The 16,116-nt window shown below is 66.8% G+C and carries 16 protein-coding genes; 10 read left to right on the top strand and 6 right to left on the bottom strand.

Annotation, left to right across the window (positions count from 1 at the left end; translation table 11 throughout):
* Positions 1-13: 13 nt before the first annotated feature.
* Positions 14-382: an endonuclease domain-containing protein gene (locus tag AC6H0N_RS01975; protein ID WP_497572371.1), complete on the bottom strand. Its 369-nt coding sequence runs from the start codon at positions 380-382 to the stop codon at positions 14-16.
* 96 nt (positions 383-478) lie between these two features.
* Between AC6H0N_RS01975 and cobA the strand changes: the two genes are divergently transcribed.
* The gene (cobA, locus tag AC6H0N_RS01970) at positions 479-1,330 is read left to right on the top strand and encodes a uroporphyrinogen-III C-methyltransferase (protein WP_497572370.1); all 852 of its coding nucleotides are present in this window, start codon (positions 479-481) and stop codon (positions 1,328-1,330) included.
* 16 nt (positions 1,331-1,346) lie between these two features.
* Here cobA and AC6H0N_RS01965 read toward each other — a convergent pair whose 3' ends face one another.
* Positions 1,347-1,616, bottom strand: coding sequence for a ComEA family DNA-binding protein (locus tag AC6H0N_RS01965; RefSeq protein WP_497572369.1), 270 nt, complete (start codon positions 1,614-1,616; stop codon positions 1,347-1,349).
* Positions 1,617-2,001: 385 nt separating this feature from the next.
* Between AC6H0N_RS01965 and AC6H0N_RS01960 the strand changes: the two genes are divergently transcribed.
* Positions 2,002-3,138 carry a M48 family metallopeptidase gene (locus AC6H0N_RS01960; protein WP_497572368.1) on the top strand — a complete coding sequence of 379 codons (1,137 nt, stop codon included), beginning with the start codon at positions 2,002-2,004 and terminating at the stop codon, positions 3,136-3,138.
* Here AC6H0N_RS01960 and AC6H0N_RS01955 read toward each other — a convergent pair.
* The 3 genes from AC6H0N_RS01955 to AC6H0N_RS01945 form a co-directional block, all read right to left on the bottom strand.
* Positions 3,127-4,011: a cobalamin-binding protein gene (locus AC6H0N_RS01955; RefSeq protein WP_497572367.1), complete on the bottom strand. Its 885-nt coding sequence runs from the start codon at positions 4,009-4,011 to the stop codon at positions 3,127-3,129. The two genes, AC6H0N_RS01960 and AC6H0N_RS01955, sit on opposite strands and share 12 nt — an antisense overlap.
* The gene (gene dinB, locus AC6H0N_RS01950) at positions 4,008-5,165 is read right to left on the bottom strand and encodes a DNA polymerase IV (protein ID WP_497572366.1); all 1,158 of its coding nucleotides are present in this window, start codon (positions 5,163-5,165) and stop codon (positions 4,008-4,010) included. Before dinB ends, AC6H0N_RS01955 begins: the two co-directional genes overlap by 4 nt.
* Positions 5,166-5,262: 97 nt before the next feature.
* Positions 5,263-6,771, bottom strand: coding sequence for a sensor domain-containing diguanylate cyclase (locus AC6H0N_RS01945; RefSeq protein WP_497572365.1), 1,509 nt, complete (start codon positions 6,769-6,771; stop codon positions 5,263-5,265).
* Positions 6,772-7,002: 231 nt separating this feature from the next.
* On the opposite strand from AC6H0N_RS01945, the gene AC6H0N_RS01940 reads away from it, so the two are divergent.
* The 6 genes from AC6H0N_RS01940 to AC6H0N_RS01915 all read left to right on the top strand — a co-directional run bounded on the left by AC6H0N_RS01940 (position 7,003) and on the right by AC6H0N_RS01915 (position 12,832).
* Entirely contained in the window at positions 7,003-7,407 is a 405-nt protein-coding gene (locus AC6H0N_RS01940; RefSeq protein ID WP_497572364.1) for an FKBP-type peptidyl-prolyl cis-trans isomerase, read from the top strand.
* Positions 7,408-7,437: 30 nt separating this feature from the next.
* Entirely contained in the window at positions 7,438-8,103 is a 666-nt protein-coding gene (locus AC6H0N_RS01935) for an alpha/beta hydrolase (protein WP_497572363.1), read from the top strand.
* Positions 8,100-9,245 carry a methyltransferase gene (locus AC6H0N_RS01930; protein WP_497572362.1) on the top strand — a complete coding sequence of 382 codons (1,146 nt, stop codon included), beginning with the start codon at positions 8,100-8,102 and terminating at the stop codon, positions 9,243-9,245. Before AC6H0N_RS01935 ends, AC6H0N_RS01930 begins: the two co-directional genes overlap by 4 nt.
* Before the next feature lie 45 nt (positions 9,246-9,290).
* Complete coding sequence (locus tag AC6H0N_RS01925) at positions 9,291-11,129, top strand: EAL domain-containing protein (protein ID WP_497572361.1); 1,839 nt, start codon at positions 9,291-9,293, stop codon at positions 11,127-11,129.
* 71 nt (positions 11,130-11,200) lie between these two features.
* Positions 11,201-11,524 carry a rhodanese-like domain-containing protein gene (locus AC6H0N_RS01920; protein WP_497572360.1) on the top strand — a complete coding sequence of 108 codons (324 nt, stop codon included), beginning with the start codon at positions 11,201-11,203 and terminating at the stop codon, positions 11,522-11,524.
* Between the two features lie 12 nt (positions 11,525-11,536).
* Positions 11,537-12,832, top strand: coding sequence for a TolC family outer membrane protein (locus AC6H0N_RS01915; RefSeq protein WP_497572359.1), 1,296 nt, complete (start codon positions 11,537-11,539; stop codon positions 12,830-12,832).
* A 118-nt stretch (positions 12,833-12,950) separates the two neighbouring features.
* Here the strand turns inward: AC6H0N_RS01915 and waaA are convergent, their stop codons facing one another.
* Positions 12,951-14,222, bottom strand: coding sequence for a lipid IV(A) 3-deoxy-D-manno-octulosonic acid transferase (waaA, locus tag AC6H0N_RS01910; protein WP_497573230.1), 1,272 nt, complete (start codon positions 14,220-14,222; stop codon positions 12,951-12,953).
* Positions 14,223-14,310: 88 nt separating this feature from the next.
* Between waaA and AC6H0N_RS01905 the strand changes: the two genes are divergently transcribed.
* Both AC6H0N_RS01905 and AC6H0N_RS01900 read left to right on the top strand, forming a co-directional pair.
* The gene (locus AC6H0N_RS01905) at positions 14,311-15,318 is read left to right on the top strand and encodes an NAD-dependent epimerase (protein WP_497572358.1); all 1,008 of its coding nucleotides are present in this window, start codon (positions 14,311-14,313) and stop codon (positions 15,316-15,318) included.
* A complete protein-coding gene (locus AC6H0N_RS01900; protein WP_497572357.1) occupies positions 15,318-16,115 on the top strand; it encodes a symmetrical bis(5'-nucleosyl)-tetraphosphatase in 798 nt (265 codons plus the stop codon). The genes AC6H0N_RS01905 and AC6H0N_RS01900 overlap by 1 nt, the downstream gene beginning before the upstream one ends.
* Position 16,116 lies beyond the last annotated feature (1 nt).

The raw sequence follows: 16,116 nt of genomic DNA, 5'->3' as shown, positions 1-16,116 counted from the left end.
GAGGGGGATGGGTTCAAGGAGGGCGCCGGGATGTTCTCGCCCCCAACGTGTGCCATATCCTCTCCAGCACCGCCTCCATTTCCGTCAGCACCTCATTGTTCCAGAACCGCAACACGCAAAACCCGGCCTGCTCCAAGTCATGGGTACGCGCAGCATCGTGAATCGCTGCGTCGAAATGCTGAGACTCATCCACCTCAACGACCAGCCGCCGCTCCAGACAGACAAAATCGAGCATGTATTTCCCGAACGGATGTCGCCGACGAAACCTCACGCCGAGCTGCCCGCCGCGAAGCCGGCGCCACAAAGCCTGCTCGGCTTCGGTCATGGTCCGGCGCAGTTGCCTTGCGTGAGTGCGCCCCTTGGGGTTTGTCTGACCGTGCATGCCGAGTCGCTCCCGTCCTATGCTGTCAGTGTGCGGCGCTTGAACTGAGCTGCTGTTTGCGGGATGCTCCCGCGCCTGTTCATTCCGGAGTCATTCATGTCGTTTCCCGTCATCCGCAACGCCCGTCCCGGCCCGCAGCCGGGCTGCGTCTATCTGGTCGGTGCCGGGCCGGGCGATCCGGAACTGCTGACGCTGCGCGGCGCCACGCTGGTCGCGGGGGCGGACGTGGTGGTGTACGACAACCTCGTCAGCCCGCGCATTCTCGAGCTGGCGCCGGAGTCGGCCGAGCGGGTGTATGTCGGCAAGAAGGCGGCCGACCATGTGTTGCCGCAGGACGACATCAATGCGTTGCTGGTGCGTTACGCCCGCGAGGGGCGACGCGTGGTGCGGCTCAAGGGGGGCGACCCGTTCATCTTCGGGCGTGGCGGCGAGGAGATGGAGGTGCTGGTCGAGGCCGGGATCACCGTCGAAGTCATACCCGGCGTGACGGCCGCTGCCGGCGTGGCGGCGTATGCCGGCATACCGCTGACGCATCGTGAGCACGCCCAGTCGGTGGTGTTCGCCACCGGCTTCCTGAAGGACGGAGCGCTGGATCTGGATTGGCCGATGTTGGCGCGACCCGGTCAGACGCTGGTGGTGTACATGGCCATCTCGCGTCTCGCCGATATCTGCACCAAGCTGATCGAGCATGGTTTGCCGCCGAGTACGCCGGCCGGCGTGATTGAGCGCGGCACCACCGATGCGCAGAGGGTGTGCGTGGCGACTCTGGTCGATCTGCCGCAAAGGGTGCTCGAGGCGGGTATCCGTCCGCCGGCGCTGACGGTGGTTGGAGGCGTGGTGGGCTTGTATCCGAAGCTCGCCTGGTTCCAGCCGGAACCTGCGGCGGCCAGAGCCGATGTGCCGCACGCCGGCTGTGCCGGCGTGCATCGAGCGGCGGACCAGGGCTGATCCGCCGCTCGCCGGTTTACTTCTTGACGGCCGGTCCGACGCTGAGCTGACTGCGCAGCTGCTCGACCGACTTCTCGCCAATGCCCGGAACGTTCACGAGGTCGTCCACCGACTTGAACGGGCCGTTGTCGCTGCGGTACTTGACGATTGCGGCGGCCTTGGCCGGGCCGATTCCCTTGACCTGTTCCAGCGCGGCCGCGTCTGCGGTATTGAGGTCCACGCCGGCGAGCGCCGCAAACGGCGACAGCAGCAGCGCGAATGCCAGAATTCCGAACAGCTTCTTCATGTGATCACTCCTCTGTTTTGCCGGTTGGCAGAGCAGTGATAAATGCAATTCAAATAAATGACAAGAAAATACTTTGATGTCCGTGATGTTTTTCATGCATCTCGCATTCGTCCTTCTATGGAAAGGGCTCGTTTCAGAAACGAAGCATGATCATGGAATTTAAGTCGCAGGCGCTTGCACCGGCCCGGCGGCTTGGCTGCATGCGCGGGCGCGGCGCCTGAGGTTTGTGGCGGCGGAGTTCGGGCGGAAAGAAGCCTGAGTACGCTGCGCAACAGTCTCCGCCCGTCCTCCGGCAGTGTGAAATAATCCCGGCGCAGCGGGATGTATACACCCCCTCCGGATGGATGGGCCTATATTCCGCCCGACATCTCGCCGGGGGCTTGCCTTGGACGGATACACCCAGACAATTCAGCGCGCACGGCTCGCAAACCGTCTGACTCTGCGCGCCGCGTTCGGGTTGGGCATCCTGCTGCTGGTCTTTGCGCTTGCGGTGCTCTGCGTATTCCTCGCGTTGTGGTTGGCGCATGGCCAGGCGCTTACGAGCAGCTGGTTGCCGGCGGCGTCATGGTCGTTAGTCGCCGCTCTGGCTGGTTGGGTTGCGCTGCGGCTGGGGGCGTGCCTGTTTGCGTCCAACCCGCCGCCGGTCGGCGTGATGCTGTCGCGTGAGCTGGCGCCTTCGCTGTATGCGTTGGTGGAACGCGTTGGCAGCGACTTCGGCGATGTCCACGTCGACATCATCTGGATCACCGGCGACATCAACGCGGCGGTGCTGCAGCGTCCGCGTCATGGCCTGTATGGCCGCATGGAAACTCACCTTCTGATCGGGCTGCCGCTGGCACACAGCGTTTCCGAGCGTCAGCTCGGCGCGATCCTCGCTCATGAATTCGGACACCTTGCCTGTCAGCGTCGCGCGCTCGCGGCCTGGGCCTGCCATGTGCGCGCCTGGTGGTTTCGCGCCGTCGACAACTGCATCGAGCGGTTTCCGTGCATCGGTGTGATGCTCGACCGGCTGACCCTAGACGACGTGATGCAGGCGCAGGCACTTTCACGCATCGAGGAATTCGAGGCGGATCGCGTCGCGGCCGATGTGGTCGGTGCTGCGCTGCTCGCGCAGACCCTGCTTGAAGTCGCCGCACGTGAGCGTTTCCTGCGTTGCGACTACTGGGTCAAGGTCATGGCGCAGTGCGCCGAATTGCCGCGTCCGTCGGTGCGGCCGTATCGCGACATGGGGCTGGGCATGGTGGCCGGCTTTCTGCCGTCCGACCAGCGTGGCGGCTGTCTTGGTGATGATTGCGGCGCCGAGGATGGTCTGCATCCGACCTTGGTCGAACGTCTTGGCGCGCTGCGTGAAATGCCGGCACTCGACACACTGGTCGAAGACTCGGTGGCGGAGCGCCATCTCGGGCCGATGCTGCCGCGGCTGGCGTGGGAGCTTGATCGCGCTTGGTGGTTGGTCACCCGCGGCGAATGGCGCCAGATCTATCGCCGCTCGCGGGTGCGTCGGGTGCGCTCAGTCGTCTGATCTTTTCTGCCGCGCTCGATCGAGCGCGGCGCACATCGCCTCCACTCCGTCCAGAAAACGCGGCGTCGGCCGTTGCACGATGTCTGGCGGAATGGCGATCAGCTGGTCATCGCGTACGGCCGCAAGTTGCGGCCAGCGTCGCCAGTCTTCCAGCCAGGCCGGGCTGTTGGCGGTCGATCCGCTGGCGATGATCACTTCCGGGTCGGCCTTCAACACACTTTCAACGCCTACCGTTGGTGCGATGGATTGCAGCGCCGCGAAGACGTTCTGGCCACCGCATAGCGTCACGCCCTGCGAAATCAGGTGCTGACCATTCACGGTCATCAGCGGGCGGTGCCAGATCTGATAGAACACGCGCAGTTTCGGCCCGCGGTGCTTGCGTGCCGCCAGGGTGGCAATGCGTTGGCGCAGTTGCGCCGCAGCGTCGGCGGCGGACGGGCTGGCGGTGATGCGGCCGAAGGTCTCGATGCTTGCGGCAATGTCGTCGATGCTGCGGATTTCGTTCAGGTACAGCGGGATGCCCAGGTGTTCGAGGCGCTGCAGCTGTGGCATGCGGTTGCCGCTGGCCCAGCCGATCACCAAGTCCGGCCTGAGCGCCAGGATGGCCTCGAGATCGAGGCTGGAATGCCGGCCGATGCGCGGCAGGCTCTGGGCCGCAGCCGGATGGTCGCTGTACTCGTCGACGCCGACGATGCGCTCGCCCGCTCCGGCCGCAAACAGCAACTCGGTGATGTGCGGCGCGATGCTGACGATGCGGCGCGCCGGGCCGTCCAGCCTCAGTTCGCGGCCGGTGTCGTCGGTGAGGCGGATCTCCTGCGCGGCGAGCGGGAGTGCGACAAGGCAGGCGAGCAGGGCGCTGAGTGCACGTTTCATGCGGGCATGCTCAGAGGCAGCTCGCCTTGGGCCGACGGCGCTGGCGCAGCGTCGGCCGCTTGCAGCGAACCCACGCGCACACCGAGCAGGCGCAGGCGCTTGTCGAGCGGTACGCGCTTGAGGCATTCGCCGGCTGCCCGACGGATGGCAGCGGCGTCAGCCACTGCCGTCGGCAAGGTGTGGTCGCGCGTGACGGTGGTGAAGTCGGCATAGCGCAGCTTGATGCCGATGGTGCGTCCGGTGACGTTCTTGCGTTCGAGGTCGCCCGCCACGCGCTGACACAGCGCGGTGAAGATGCCCGACAGGGTTTCGCGGTCATGCCGCGGGTGCAGATCGCGCTCGAAGGTGGTTTCGCGGCTGATCGATTTCGGTTCGGATGAGGTCACCACCGGACGTTCGTCACGCCCGTGCGTGGCTTCGATCAGCCACTCGGCGTAGCTGCGGCCGAAGTGCTGGCGCAGCAGGGTCGGGTCGGCGCGGGCGATGTCACCCACCGTTTCGAGACCGAGTGCCGAAAGCTTTTCGGCGCTCTTCGGGCCGATGCCGTTGATCTTGCGTGCGGCCAGCGGCCAGATGCGCGGCTCCAGATCCGCCATGGTGAGCACGGTCAGGCCGTCGGGCTTGTCGAGCTCAGAACCGATCTTGGCCAGCAACTTGTTGGGCGCGACGGCAATCGAGCACGACAGGCCGGTGGCCTCGCGCACGGCCTGCTTGATGCGCTGCGCGAGCGGCAGGGTGTCTTCGGCCATGTCGCTCAGGTCGATATAGATCTCGTCGATGCCGCGGTTTTCGATGCACGGCGCGATGGCTGCGACGGCTTCCTTGAACAGGCGCGAGCAGTGGCGATAGGCGTCGAAATCGGCGGGCAGCAGCAATGCGTCGGGCGCTAGCTTTGCGGCCTTCATCATGCCCATTGCCGAAAACACGCCCAGCGCGCGCGCCTCGTAGGTCGAGGTGGTGACTACGCCGCGTCCGACGTAATCGGCCAAGCGCGTGAAGCGGCGCGTTCCGTCGGGCAGCGTTTCCGGCGCGTCGGCGCGGCGTCCGCCGACCACCACCGGGCGTCCCCGCAGTTCGGGGTAGCGCAGCAGTTCGACGGACGCGTAAAAGGCATCCATGTCGAGGTGGGCGATGCGGCGGGTGGAGAGGCTCATGTGCTGCGGGGCTGGAAACGACGGTCGCCACGGGCGTCCGACGCGGCGGCTGGGAATGGGGGCGAGGATACGCCGAAATGCGCCGGCGCTGCCCGGTTCAGATCTCCGGTTCGGCCGGATAGGTGGCGACGCGGTCGCGCCCACTTTCCTTGGCAGCGTAGAGGGCCTGGTCGGCGCACTGGATCAGCGTTTCGGCGGTGGTGATGTTGTCGCCGGGCAGCAGATCGGCAACGCCGATGCTGACGGTGAGCCAACCGTTCGGGCTGCCTTCGTGCGGAAACCGCAGTTCGGCGACGGCCGCGCGCAGACGCTCGGCAACACGCTGGGCGCCTGCTGCCGGAGTGTTGGGCAGCAAAACCGCGAATTCCTCGCCGCCGTATCGCGCGGCAAAGTCTCCGCCGCGATGGGCGGCAATCTGGCGAATCACGGCGCTGACGGCACGCAGACAGTCGTCGCCGGCCAGATGGCCATAGTGGTCGTTGTAGGGCTTGAAGTGATCGACGTCGATGAGCAGTAGCGACAGCGCCATGTTCTCGCGTCGTGTCCGGCTGATCTCGGTGGCGAGCCGCTCGTCGAAGGCGCGGCGGTTGGCCAGCCCGGTCAGGCCGTCTTCGGCGGCCAGCCGTTGCAGCGTGAGATTGGCCGCGTGCAGTGCGTCGCGCGCGCTGCGCAATTCGTCTTCGGTGCGCAGGCGCAGCGCCACAAGGCGCAATGCGAACAAGCCCAGCACGGCCAGCACGATCGACAGCAGTAGCACGCCCAGTGAGCGGACGCGCGACTCGCGGCTCCAGGCGGCCAACACCTCGTCGCGCGACTGCGTGACGACCACGGCCAGCGGATAACGGTCGAGGTGGCGGAACGCCACCATGTGTTCCTGCCCGTCGGCCAGCATTGTTCGCAGCACGCCGCGGCTGCGTACCAGGACCTGGTCGCGGTACAGCGGATCGTCGCCGAGCAAAGTGCCCATGACGTCTTCGGCGAAGGGGTGGCGGGCCAGCAGCGTACCGTTGGACTGCAGCAGGGTGATCGTGCCGTCCTCGCCGATGTCGTAACCGCTGTAGTGTTCGTTGAAATGGCTCATGGCCATGGTGGCGAGCACCACGCCGCCGAAGTTGCCATCCAGTTTGTCGACGCGGCGTGACACCGTGATGATCCAGTCGCCCGTCGAGCGGCTGCGGATCGGCGGGCCGACATACACGCGGTCGTCCGGGTGCTGGCGGTGGTGAATGAAGTAGTTACGATCGGAGTTGTTGAACTGGGTCAGCAGCACCGGTTGGGAATTGGCCACCCAGCGTCCGGTCTCGTCATACACGAACAGGCCGTGCAGTTGCGGCATGTCTTGCACCGCCCCCATCAGCAGCGCTTGCAGGCGTGCGGCGTGTTCCTCGCCCATGCCTTCGATCTGCACCCGTTCGACCAGCTGTTCGAGATAGCTGTCGGCTTCCTTGATCTTGTCTTCGGCGTGCTGCGCCAGCGAGCGTGTGAAGTTGGTCAGCACCGTTTCGCTCTGCGCCAGCCGCAATTCGCGCGCTTCGCGCGTGTGGCGACTGTCGAGCGCGACCAGCGAGACGCTCAGCAGCACGATCAGCGCGCTGGCCAACAGCATGGCCGCCCGGCGAGCACGCGGGGTGCGTGGGGCGGTTGCGCCGGGGCGCCCGCCTGGTTCGGGAGTAATGGGCAGATCAGGCATCGCGAACGCAGCTTAACGTCAATTGCGGAAATGCCGTCGGGCTTTGTATGAGCAGATATGACTTCAGTCAAGGCTGTGGCACATGCCGTTGCACGCGCTTGAGCAAGCAGGGATGATGGCGGCCCGACCCCTCGCCGAGCCACGCCAATGATCCGATTGATTTTTGTTCTGTCCGTAACCGCCCTGATGTTTGCCGCGCCGCTGGTTCAGGCCGAGCCGGTCGTGACCGCCAGCGGCCTGGTCTATGACGAACTGCGTGCCGGCGACGGCGCCAGCCCCGGCCCGCGCGACCGTGTGCGCGTGCACTACCGCGGCACCCTGGCCGACGGCCGCGAATTCGACAGTTCCTACAGCCGCAAGCAGCCCCTCGATTTCGGGCTCAACCAGGTCATTGCCTGCTGGACGGAAGGCCTGCAGCGCATGAAGGTCGGCGGCAAGGCGCGCCTGGTTTGCCCGCCGGCCATCGCCTACGGCCGCCGCGGCGCAGGGCGCGTGATTCCGCCCGATGCCACGCTGGTGTTCGAAGTCGAACTGCTCGACGTGCTGCGCTGATTTTCCCCAATACCGAACCGAGGTTTTCTCATGTCCCTAGACGCCATCGAACAAGAAACCGGCCCCAATCCGCAGGCCAGCATCATCGTCATGCACGGCCTGGGTGCCGACGGCAATGACTTCGTGCCGATCTGCGATCAGCTTGATCTGACCACCGTCGGCCCGGTGCGCTACGTGTTTCCGCACGCGCCGGTGCGCCCCGTCACCATCAACGGTGGCTACCGCATGCGTGCCTGGTTCGACATCCTCAGCTTCGAGCGCGGCAAGAATGAAGACGAAGCCGGGCTGCGCGAGTCGCAAGCCGCGGTCGCCGCGCTGATCGATGCCGAGATCGCGCGTGGTGTGCCGGCCGAGCGCATCGTGCTGATGGGCTTTTCGCAAGGCTGCGCGATGACGCTGATGACCGGCCTGCGCTACCCGCAGCGTTTGGCGGGGCTGGTCGGCCTGTCGGGCTACCTGCCGCTGCCCGATATGCTGGCGGCCGAACGCGCCGAAGCCAACGCCGACGTGCCGATTTTCCTGGCACATGGCGCGGCCGACCCGGTGATTCCGTTTGCCCGTGCCGAATTTTCGCGCGACGTGCTGACCGAGCAGGGCTACCCGGTTGAATGGCGTCCGTACAGCATGGTGCACACCGTCACGCCGCAAGAGCTGCGCGACATTCATGGGTTCCTGCTCAAAGTGCTGGCGCGATGAGTGAAGCGACGCCGCGCATTGCGTGGCGTGATGCCAGCGGGCAAGAGCGCTCTGCGCTGTGGCTGAGTGAGAGCGGCGCAAAGGCGCCGGCACGGGTGCAGCCTGCCGACGACACCATGCCTGCCGACACGGCCTATCGCCTGGTCTGCGAAGGCACAGCGCTGCTGTGGACGGGGGACTATCACAACGCTCGCCAGCTGCTGCAGGCCATGGGCCGGCGCTTCGACCGCAGCCGTGCCAAGCGTCAGGCCCCGGCCGACCCGACCGAGGCCTTCAACCTCTATCGCATGACGCAGGCTCAACGTGCGCGCACGCTGGGTTTGCTGCTGGTGCCGGTCGAGCCCGGCTGGCAGGTGCCGTTGGGCCGTGCGCCCGACGTCGCCGCAGCCTGCCTTGAGGCCTGGGGCGAACTGGCCGAGCCCGCTGCGCTGTCGCTGCGCGAGCTGCAGGGCGCGCTCGGCGCGTACCAATGGCAGCTCAATGGCGTCGAAGTGCCGGCGCTGAACGAGCGCATTCATGCGCGTTACGGTGTGTTCGCCCCGGTGCGTGGCGAGTACGTCGATCTTGTGGCTCAGGCGCCGCTGCCGGCGGGTGCGCGGCTGGCGTTCGATCTCGGTACCGGCACCGGCGTGCTTGCCGCGGTGCTGGCGCGGCGCGGCGTGCAACGTGTGGTCGCCACCGACAATTCGCCGCGGGCGCTTACCTGCGCGCGCCAGAACGTGGAGCGGCTGGGGTTGGCCGAGCGTGTTGAAGTGCTTGATGCCGATCTTTATCCAGACGGGCGCGCCAATCTCGTGGTGTGCAATCCGCCGTGGTTGCCGGCCAAGGCCAACTCCGCGCTCGATCGCGCGGTGTACGACCCGGACGGCGCGATGTTGAAGGGTTTCCTGGCTGGCCTGGCGGTGCATCTGGAAGCGGGCGGCGAGGGCTGGCTGATCCTGTCGGATCTGGCCGAGCGACTCGGTCTGCGTGCCCAGGGGGAACTGAGCGCGGCCTTCGCCGCCGCCGGGCTGCAGGTGCTCGGACGGCTCGATGCGCGCCCCCGTCACGGTCGCGCTGCCGATCCTGACGATCCGCTGCATGCGGCGCGCAAGGACGAAGTGACCACGCTGTGGCGCCTCGCTGCCGTCACGTCGCTGTAATCCGGCCGTCGAATAATGCGATCCCAAACCGACGGAGAAGCCAGCATGGGTCGCATGCATGCCGATGATGTCCTGCCGGCCAGCCCTGCCCGGCGTGGCCGCTCCTTGCTGCAGCGCTCGCCGCTGGCGGCGCTGATCGACGAAGAGCGCCTGCACTTCGTGTTTCAGCCGATTGCCGATCTGGCCAGTGGCGCGGTGTTCGGGTTCGAGGCGCTGATGCGCGGCCCCAAGGGCACGCCGCTGGAGTCGCCCGAGGTCATGCTGCGCTGTGCCGCAGAGGAAGGGCGTTTGCTGGAGCTGGAGATCGCTGCTGCGCTCGGAGCGATCGGCGCTTTCGGCCGGCTCGACCTGCCCGGCAAGCTGTTCATCAACCTGGGTGCGCCGACCATCGAGGCTTTTGCCGCCGATCGCGGTGCGCTGCTGTTCCGCGCAGCGGTCGATGCCGGTGTTGCGCCGGCACGCCTGATGATCGAGCTGACCGAGCACGAGCGCGTCGAACACCCCGAGCGCCTGCGTGAGGCGCTGACGGTGTTTGCGGCGCAGGACATCGGCCTCGCGCTGGACGATTTTGGCGATGGGCGCTCCAGTCTGCGACTGTGGTCGCAGCTCAAGCCAGCCATCGTCAAGCTCGACAAGTACTTCGTCCGCGAAGTGCATCGTGATCCGCGCAAGGTCGACGTCGTGCGCGCCTTGCTGACGCTGGCCGAGCGCTTCGGCACCCTGCTGGTGGCGGAGGGCATCGAAACGCCGGCCGAACTGGCGGTGCTGCGCGATCTGGGCTGCCGCTTCGCGCAGGGCTACCTGCTCGGGCGCCCGCAGGCCGTGCCGGCTTCGGTGCTGCCGGACGAGGTTGGTTTGCTACTGGCCTCGTCAAAGATCGCGGTGCTGCCCAATGCCATGCCCGATCCGCACCCCGATCACACCGTTTCGCGCCTGATCGTTACCGCGCCGACGGTGTCGGTGGCGGCCTGCAACGACGACGTCAGACGGGTCTTCGCGAAGTGGCCGGATCTGCACGCGGTGGCGGTGGTCGAGCGCGATTACCCGGTGGGTCTGATCGACCGCCGCACCTTTCTTGATCGCTACGCCCAGCCGTATTTCACCGAGCTGCACGGCCGTCGCCCCTGCACCGGGCTGATGAATGGCCAGCCGCTGCGTGTCGATCGCGCGGTGAATATCGATTCGATGGTGCGCATGCTGGCGGGCGACGATCAGCGCTATCTGTTCGAAGGCTTCATTGTCACCGACGGCGGGCGTTATGCCGGGCTGGCAACCGGCGAGAGTCTGGTGCGCGCCGTGACCGAACGCCGCATCGAGGCCGCGCGCCACGCCAACCCGCTCACGCTGCTGCCCGGCAACATCCCGATCACCGAACACATCCGCCGCCTGCTCGAAGCCGGCGCGAGCTTCACCGCATGCTATTTCGACCTCAACAACTTCAAGCCCTATAACGACCTCTACGGCTACTGGCGCGGCGACGAGATGATCAAGCTGGCGGCTCAGAGCATCCTCGATGCCTGCGATCAGGGGCAGGATTTCGTCGGCCACGTCGGTGGTGATGATTTCGTCGCGTTGTTCCAGAGCGAGGACTGGGAGTTGCGCTGCCGGCGTGCCCTGCACGAGTTCGGCAACCGCGCCCGCGTACTCTTCGATGACGCTGATCTGGCCCGCGGCGGTTTCGAGAGCGAAGATCGTCGCGGCTTCCGGGCTTTCTTCCCGCTCACCGCGCTGTCGGTCGGCGCGGTCGAGGTCACACGCGGCCAGTTTCGTTCCCCCGAGGACGTGGCTTCCGCAGCGGCCGGGGCCAAGAAAGTCGCCAAGGGATCCCCCGGCGGCTTTCATCTGCAGGCGCCTGTTGCCATGCAGCCGGGTGTGATTCGCTGATTCCGGCGGGCGGGCGCTACAATCGCGCCTGAACCCGAGGGCGCTCCCTCGCCCGTACTCACCGGAATTGCATGCAGATCCTTTCACCGACCGAACTCGCCGCCCGCCTGACCCGGGCCGAAACCCCCGCACCCTTGCTGCTCGACGTGCGCGAGCCGTGGGAATTTGCGCACTGCCACATCGCCGGGTCGCAGCCGATACCGATGGGCAGCGTTCCCGCGCGCATTGAAGAGCTCGATCCCGAGGCCGAAATCGTCGTCATCTGCCATCACGGCATGCGCAGCGCGCAGGTCTGCATGTTTCTCGAACGCCAGGGCTTTTCGCGTGTCTTCAACCTCGCTGGAGGCGTGGCTGCGTGGGCGGCCGACGTTGATCCGGCGATGCCCCAGTACTGACCGGAGTCCTTGATGAAGCGAACGCTGATTGTCTGCCTGGCCAGTCTTTTTCCGCTCGCCGCTTCTGCGGCAGACCTGCTTGAAACTTACCAGCGTGCGCTGGCCAATGACGCCGAGTTCGCGGCCGCCAGGGCCGAACTGCTGGCCGGGCAGGAGCGTGTGGTGCAGGGGCGTGCCGGGCTGTTGCCCGACATCGCGCTGACCGCCAGCGCCGCACGGAATACGGTCGATCCGTCCGGCGGGCCGTCCGACAGTTTCAGCAGCAATTCCTGGCGTGTGCAGCTGACCCAGCCGCTGTTCCGCATGCAGAATTTCATTGCCGCCAAACAGGGCGCGCTGCAGACCGACCTGGCCAGCGTGCGCTTTGGTCAGGCCCGGCAGGATCTGATCCTGCGCGTGGCGCAGGATTATTTCGGCGTGCTCAATGCGCTGGACGCGCTCGAAGCCGTTTCGCAGTTGCGCGCCGCGGCCCAGGAGCAGGTCGAGATCGCCAAGGCCAGCTTCGATGTCGGCACCGTCACGGTGACCGACGTGTATGAGGCGCAATCGCGCTACGACCTGGCGCAGGCGCAGGTCATTGCCGCCCAGGCCGCGCTGGATATCGCGCGCGATACGCTGGCGCGCACCGTGGGTGGCGAGCCGGGTGAGCTTGCCCGGCTGCGTGCCGGGGTGGCCTTTGCCGCGCCCGAGCCGGCCGACCCGATGACCTGGGCGGGCGCCGCCTCTGATTCGAGCCTGGAGGTTCAGGCACAGCAGCTGCTGCAGGAAATCGCGGCGCGCGAGGTCGACCGTGCCCGCGCCGGCCATCTGCCCACGCTCGATCTGGTGGCCAGTCACGGTGTCGGTACGCGCCAGAACAACGGCTTGTCGCCGCGTACCGAGAGCAGCAGCATTGGCGTGCAGTTCAACATGCCGTTGTTCGCCGGCGGGCGTATTTCGTCGGTGTCGCGTGAAACGGCGGCGCTCAAGGTGCGTGCCGATGCCGATCTGGAGTTCGCCCGCCGTGGATCGGCGCTGGCTGCGCGCGAGGCCTATCTTGGTGTGTCGAGCGGTCTGGCGCGCATCCGCGCACTCGAAGCGGCCGAAGTGTCGTCGCTGTCCGCGCTGGACGCCAACCGCCTGGGCTATGAAGTGGGGGTGCGCATCAACATCGACGTGCTCAACTCGCTGACCCAGCTTGCCGAGACACGTCAGGATCTGGCGCAGGCCCGTTACGACACGCTGATTGCGCAATTGCGCCTGAAGGCTGCTTCCGGCTTGCTCAGCGAGGCCGACCTCGACACCATCAACGCACTGCTGGCGCGCTGAAGCGGCGCTGTAGAGCCCGCGCACTTTCGTAGGGCGCAATAAGCGCAGCGCATTGCGCCGCATGGAGTGCTCACGGGGCGTGTGTGGCCCGAGGTTGGCGAATATGGCGCAGTGCCTTTCAGTTATTGCGCCCTGCGATCCGCGCTTCGATCATCCGCAGGGTGTGTTCGGTGGCGCCCCGATGTGCGTCAGTGAAGGCTAGTCCGGCGTGTGACGCACGCTGGCGGGCCGTCGGGTCGGCGATGAGCGCCAGCGCTGCCTGCATGCCTGCCGCAGCATCCCCCGCGCGCACTACCGCGCCGCATTCCACCGCCTGTTCGGCTACCTGCAGGAAGTTGTAGGTGTGCGGGCCGACGAGCGCCGGCGTGCCGACGGCGCAGGCCTCGATCAGGTTCTGTCCGCCGAAGGGCAGCCAACTGCCGCCGATCAGCGCGGCATCTGCTGCCGCGTAGTACGCAAACATCTCCCCCATCGAGTCGCCCAGCCATACCCGCGTATCGGCCGTGATGGCGTCGTCGCGGCTGCGGCGCGCGAGCTTCAGGCCGCGTGACTCAACCAGCGCGGCCACTTCGTCGAAACGCTGTGGGTGGCGCGGCACGATGACCAGCAGCGTGTCGGCCGGCGCTTGCCGGATGAAGGCGTCGAGGATCAGCACTTCCTCGCCGTCGCGCGTGCTGGCGGCGAGCAGGGCGGGGCGGCCGTTGAAACCGGCGCGAAAATCCGCGCCCAGCGCGAGTTGCGCGGGCGGCGGGTCGATGTCGAATTTCACGTTGCCGGTGATTTCCACCGTTTGCGCGCCAATGCCGCGCAGGCGCTCGGCGTCGCCGGGGGTTTGCGCGCCGATGGCGTCCAGCGCGCCGACGGTGAGTGCCGACAAGGCCGGCCAGCGCGCGTAGCGCCGTGCCGAGCGTTCCGACAGTCGGGCGTTGGCGAGCAGCACTGGCACGCCGGCCGCGCGCGCGGCGAGCAGCGTGTTGGGCCACAACTCGGTTTCCATGACGATGCCGATGCGCGGGCGAAAATGCGCAAAGAAGCGCCGCGCGAAGAACGGCAGGTCGTAGGGCAGCCACACCACGCGCACGCCTGCGTCGCCGCCGAACAGCGCTCGCGCGGTTTCACGCCCGGTTGGCGTCATCTGCGTGAGCACCACGGTGTACTCGGGCCAGCGTGAGCGCAATGCGCGCACCAGCGGTTCGGCGGCGCGGGTCTCGCCCACCGACACGGCGTGCAGCCAGATGGGCTTCTGCGGCGCAGGGCCGTCGAAGCGCGCCAGCCGCTGGCCGATGTCGTGCAGATAGCCCGGCTGGCGGCGCGCGCGCCACAGCAGGCGCAGCAGCACGAAGGGCAATGCGACAAGCCAAAGCAGCGAGTAAGCGAGGCGGGCGGGCATGCGTTGCGGGTGATTGGCGACGGGCGCCCAGTATAGCGAACGGGCCATGCGATAATCGGGCCTGTCGCCCGTTACGGATTCATCACGCATGAAAGTCCTCGTCACCGGCGCCGCCGGCTTCATCGGCATGCACGTGAGCTTGGTCTTGCTCGCGCGTGGCGATGAAGTGGTTGGCCTCGACAACCTCAACGACTACTACGACCCCACGCTGAAAGAGGCGCGGCTTGCCCGGCTCACGCCGCACGCGGGTTTTCGCTTTGTGCGCATGGACGTGGCCGACCGTGACGGCATGGCGCGGCTGTTCGTCGAAGAGCGCTTCGACCGCGTGGTGCATCTGGCCGCCCAGGCCGGCGTGCGCTATTCGCTGGAAAATCCGCTCGCCTACGTCGACAGCAACCTGGTGGGTTTCACCAACGTGCTCGAAGGCTGCCGCCACGGCGGCGTGCAGCACCTGGTGTATGCCAGCAGTTCCAGCGTGTATGGCGGCAACGAGAAGATGCCGTTCTCGGAGCACGACAGCGTCGACCACCCGGTCAGCCTGTATGCGGCGACCAAGAAGGCCAACGAGCTGATGGCGCACACCTACAGCCATCTGTTCGGTCTGCCGACCACCGGCCTGCGCTTCTTCACGGTGTATGGCCCGTGGGGGCGGCCGGACATGGCGCTGTTCCTGTTCGTGTCGGCCATGCTCGAAGGGCGGGCGATTGACGTCTTCAACCACGGCCGCATGCGGCGCGACTTCACCTACATCGACGACATCGTGGAAGGCGTGGTGCGCACGCTCGACCGCGTGCCGCAGGCCGATCCGGCCTACGACGCGGTGGCGGCCGACCCGGCACGCTCACGTGCGCCGTATCGCGTCTTCAACATCGGCAACAACGACCCGGTCCCGCTGATGGATTTCATCGCCGCCATCGAGACCTCGCTGGGCGTCGAAGCGCAGAAGAACTTCCTGCCGCTGCAGGCCGGCGACGTGCCGGCCACTGCTGCCGACACCGCCGAGCTGGCCGACTGGGTCGGCTTTGCCCCGGCTACGCCGGTGTCTGATGGCGTGGCGCGCTTTGTTTCCTGGTATCGCGACTACTACGGGCGCTGATGGCTACTTACGCAATCGGCGACATCCAGGGCTGCTACACGCCGTTCTCCCGCCTGCTCGAACGCATCCGCTTCGACCCCTCGGCTGACCAGCTGTGGATTGCCGGCGATCTGGTCAACCGCGGCCCGCATTCCGCCGAGGTCATGCGTGTGGTGCGCGGGCTGGGCAATTCGGCCATTACCGTGCTCGGCAACCATGATCTGTATCTGCTCATGGTCGCCAACCGCGCCGCGCCGCGCACGCGCGACGACACGCTAGACAACGTGCTCAAGGCGGTTGATCGGGACGAACTGCTCGACTGGCTGGCGCACCGGCCGATGGTGCACGCCGAGGGCAATCACCTGATGGTGCACGCCGGGCTGGTGCCGCAGTGGAGCGCGGCCGATGCACTGGCGCTCGGCGGCGAGGCCGAGGCTGTGCTGCGCGGGCCGCGCGCCAAGGATTTCCTCAAGCACCTGTTCGGCGACAAGCCGGCCAAGTGGAGCGCCGATCTGAAGGGTTGGGACCGTCTGCGCTTCATCGTCAACACCATGACGCGCATGCGCTTCTGCACCCCGGAAGGCCGTCTCGCGCTCGATGGCAAGGGGCCGCCGAGCAAGGGGCCGGCGGGCAGCGTGCCGTGGTTCCGCGCCGACAAGCCGGCCTGGAAAACCCACACCGTGGTGTTCGGCCACTGGTCTGCGCTGGGCTTTCACCGCGAGCCGGGTCTGATCGCGCTGGATTCCGGTTGTGTGTGGGGCGGCAAGCTCACCGCCGTGCGGCTGGAAGACGGCGAGGTGTTTCAGGAAGACGGCTGAG

This window comes from Pseudazoarcus sp. NS34 (assembly GCF_059703725.1).
Note: the sequence above shows the minus strand (reverse complement) of the source record. Positions and strands in the feature narration are given on the sequence as shown.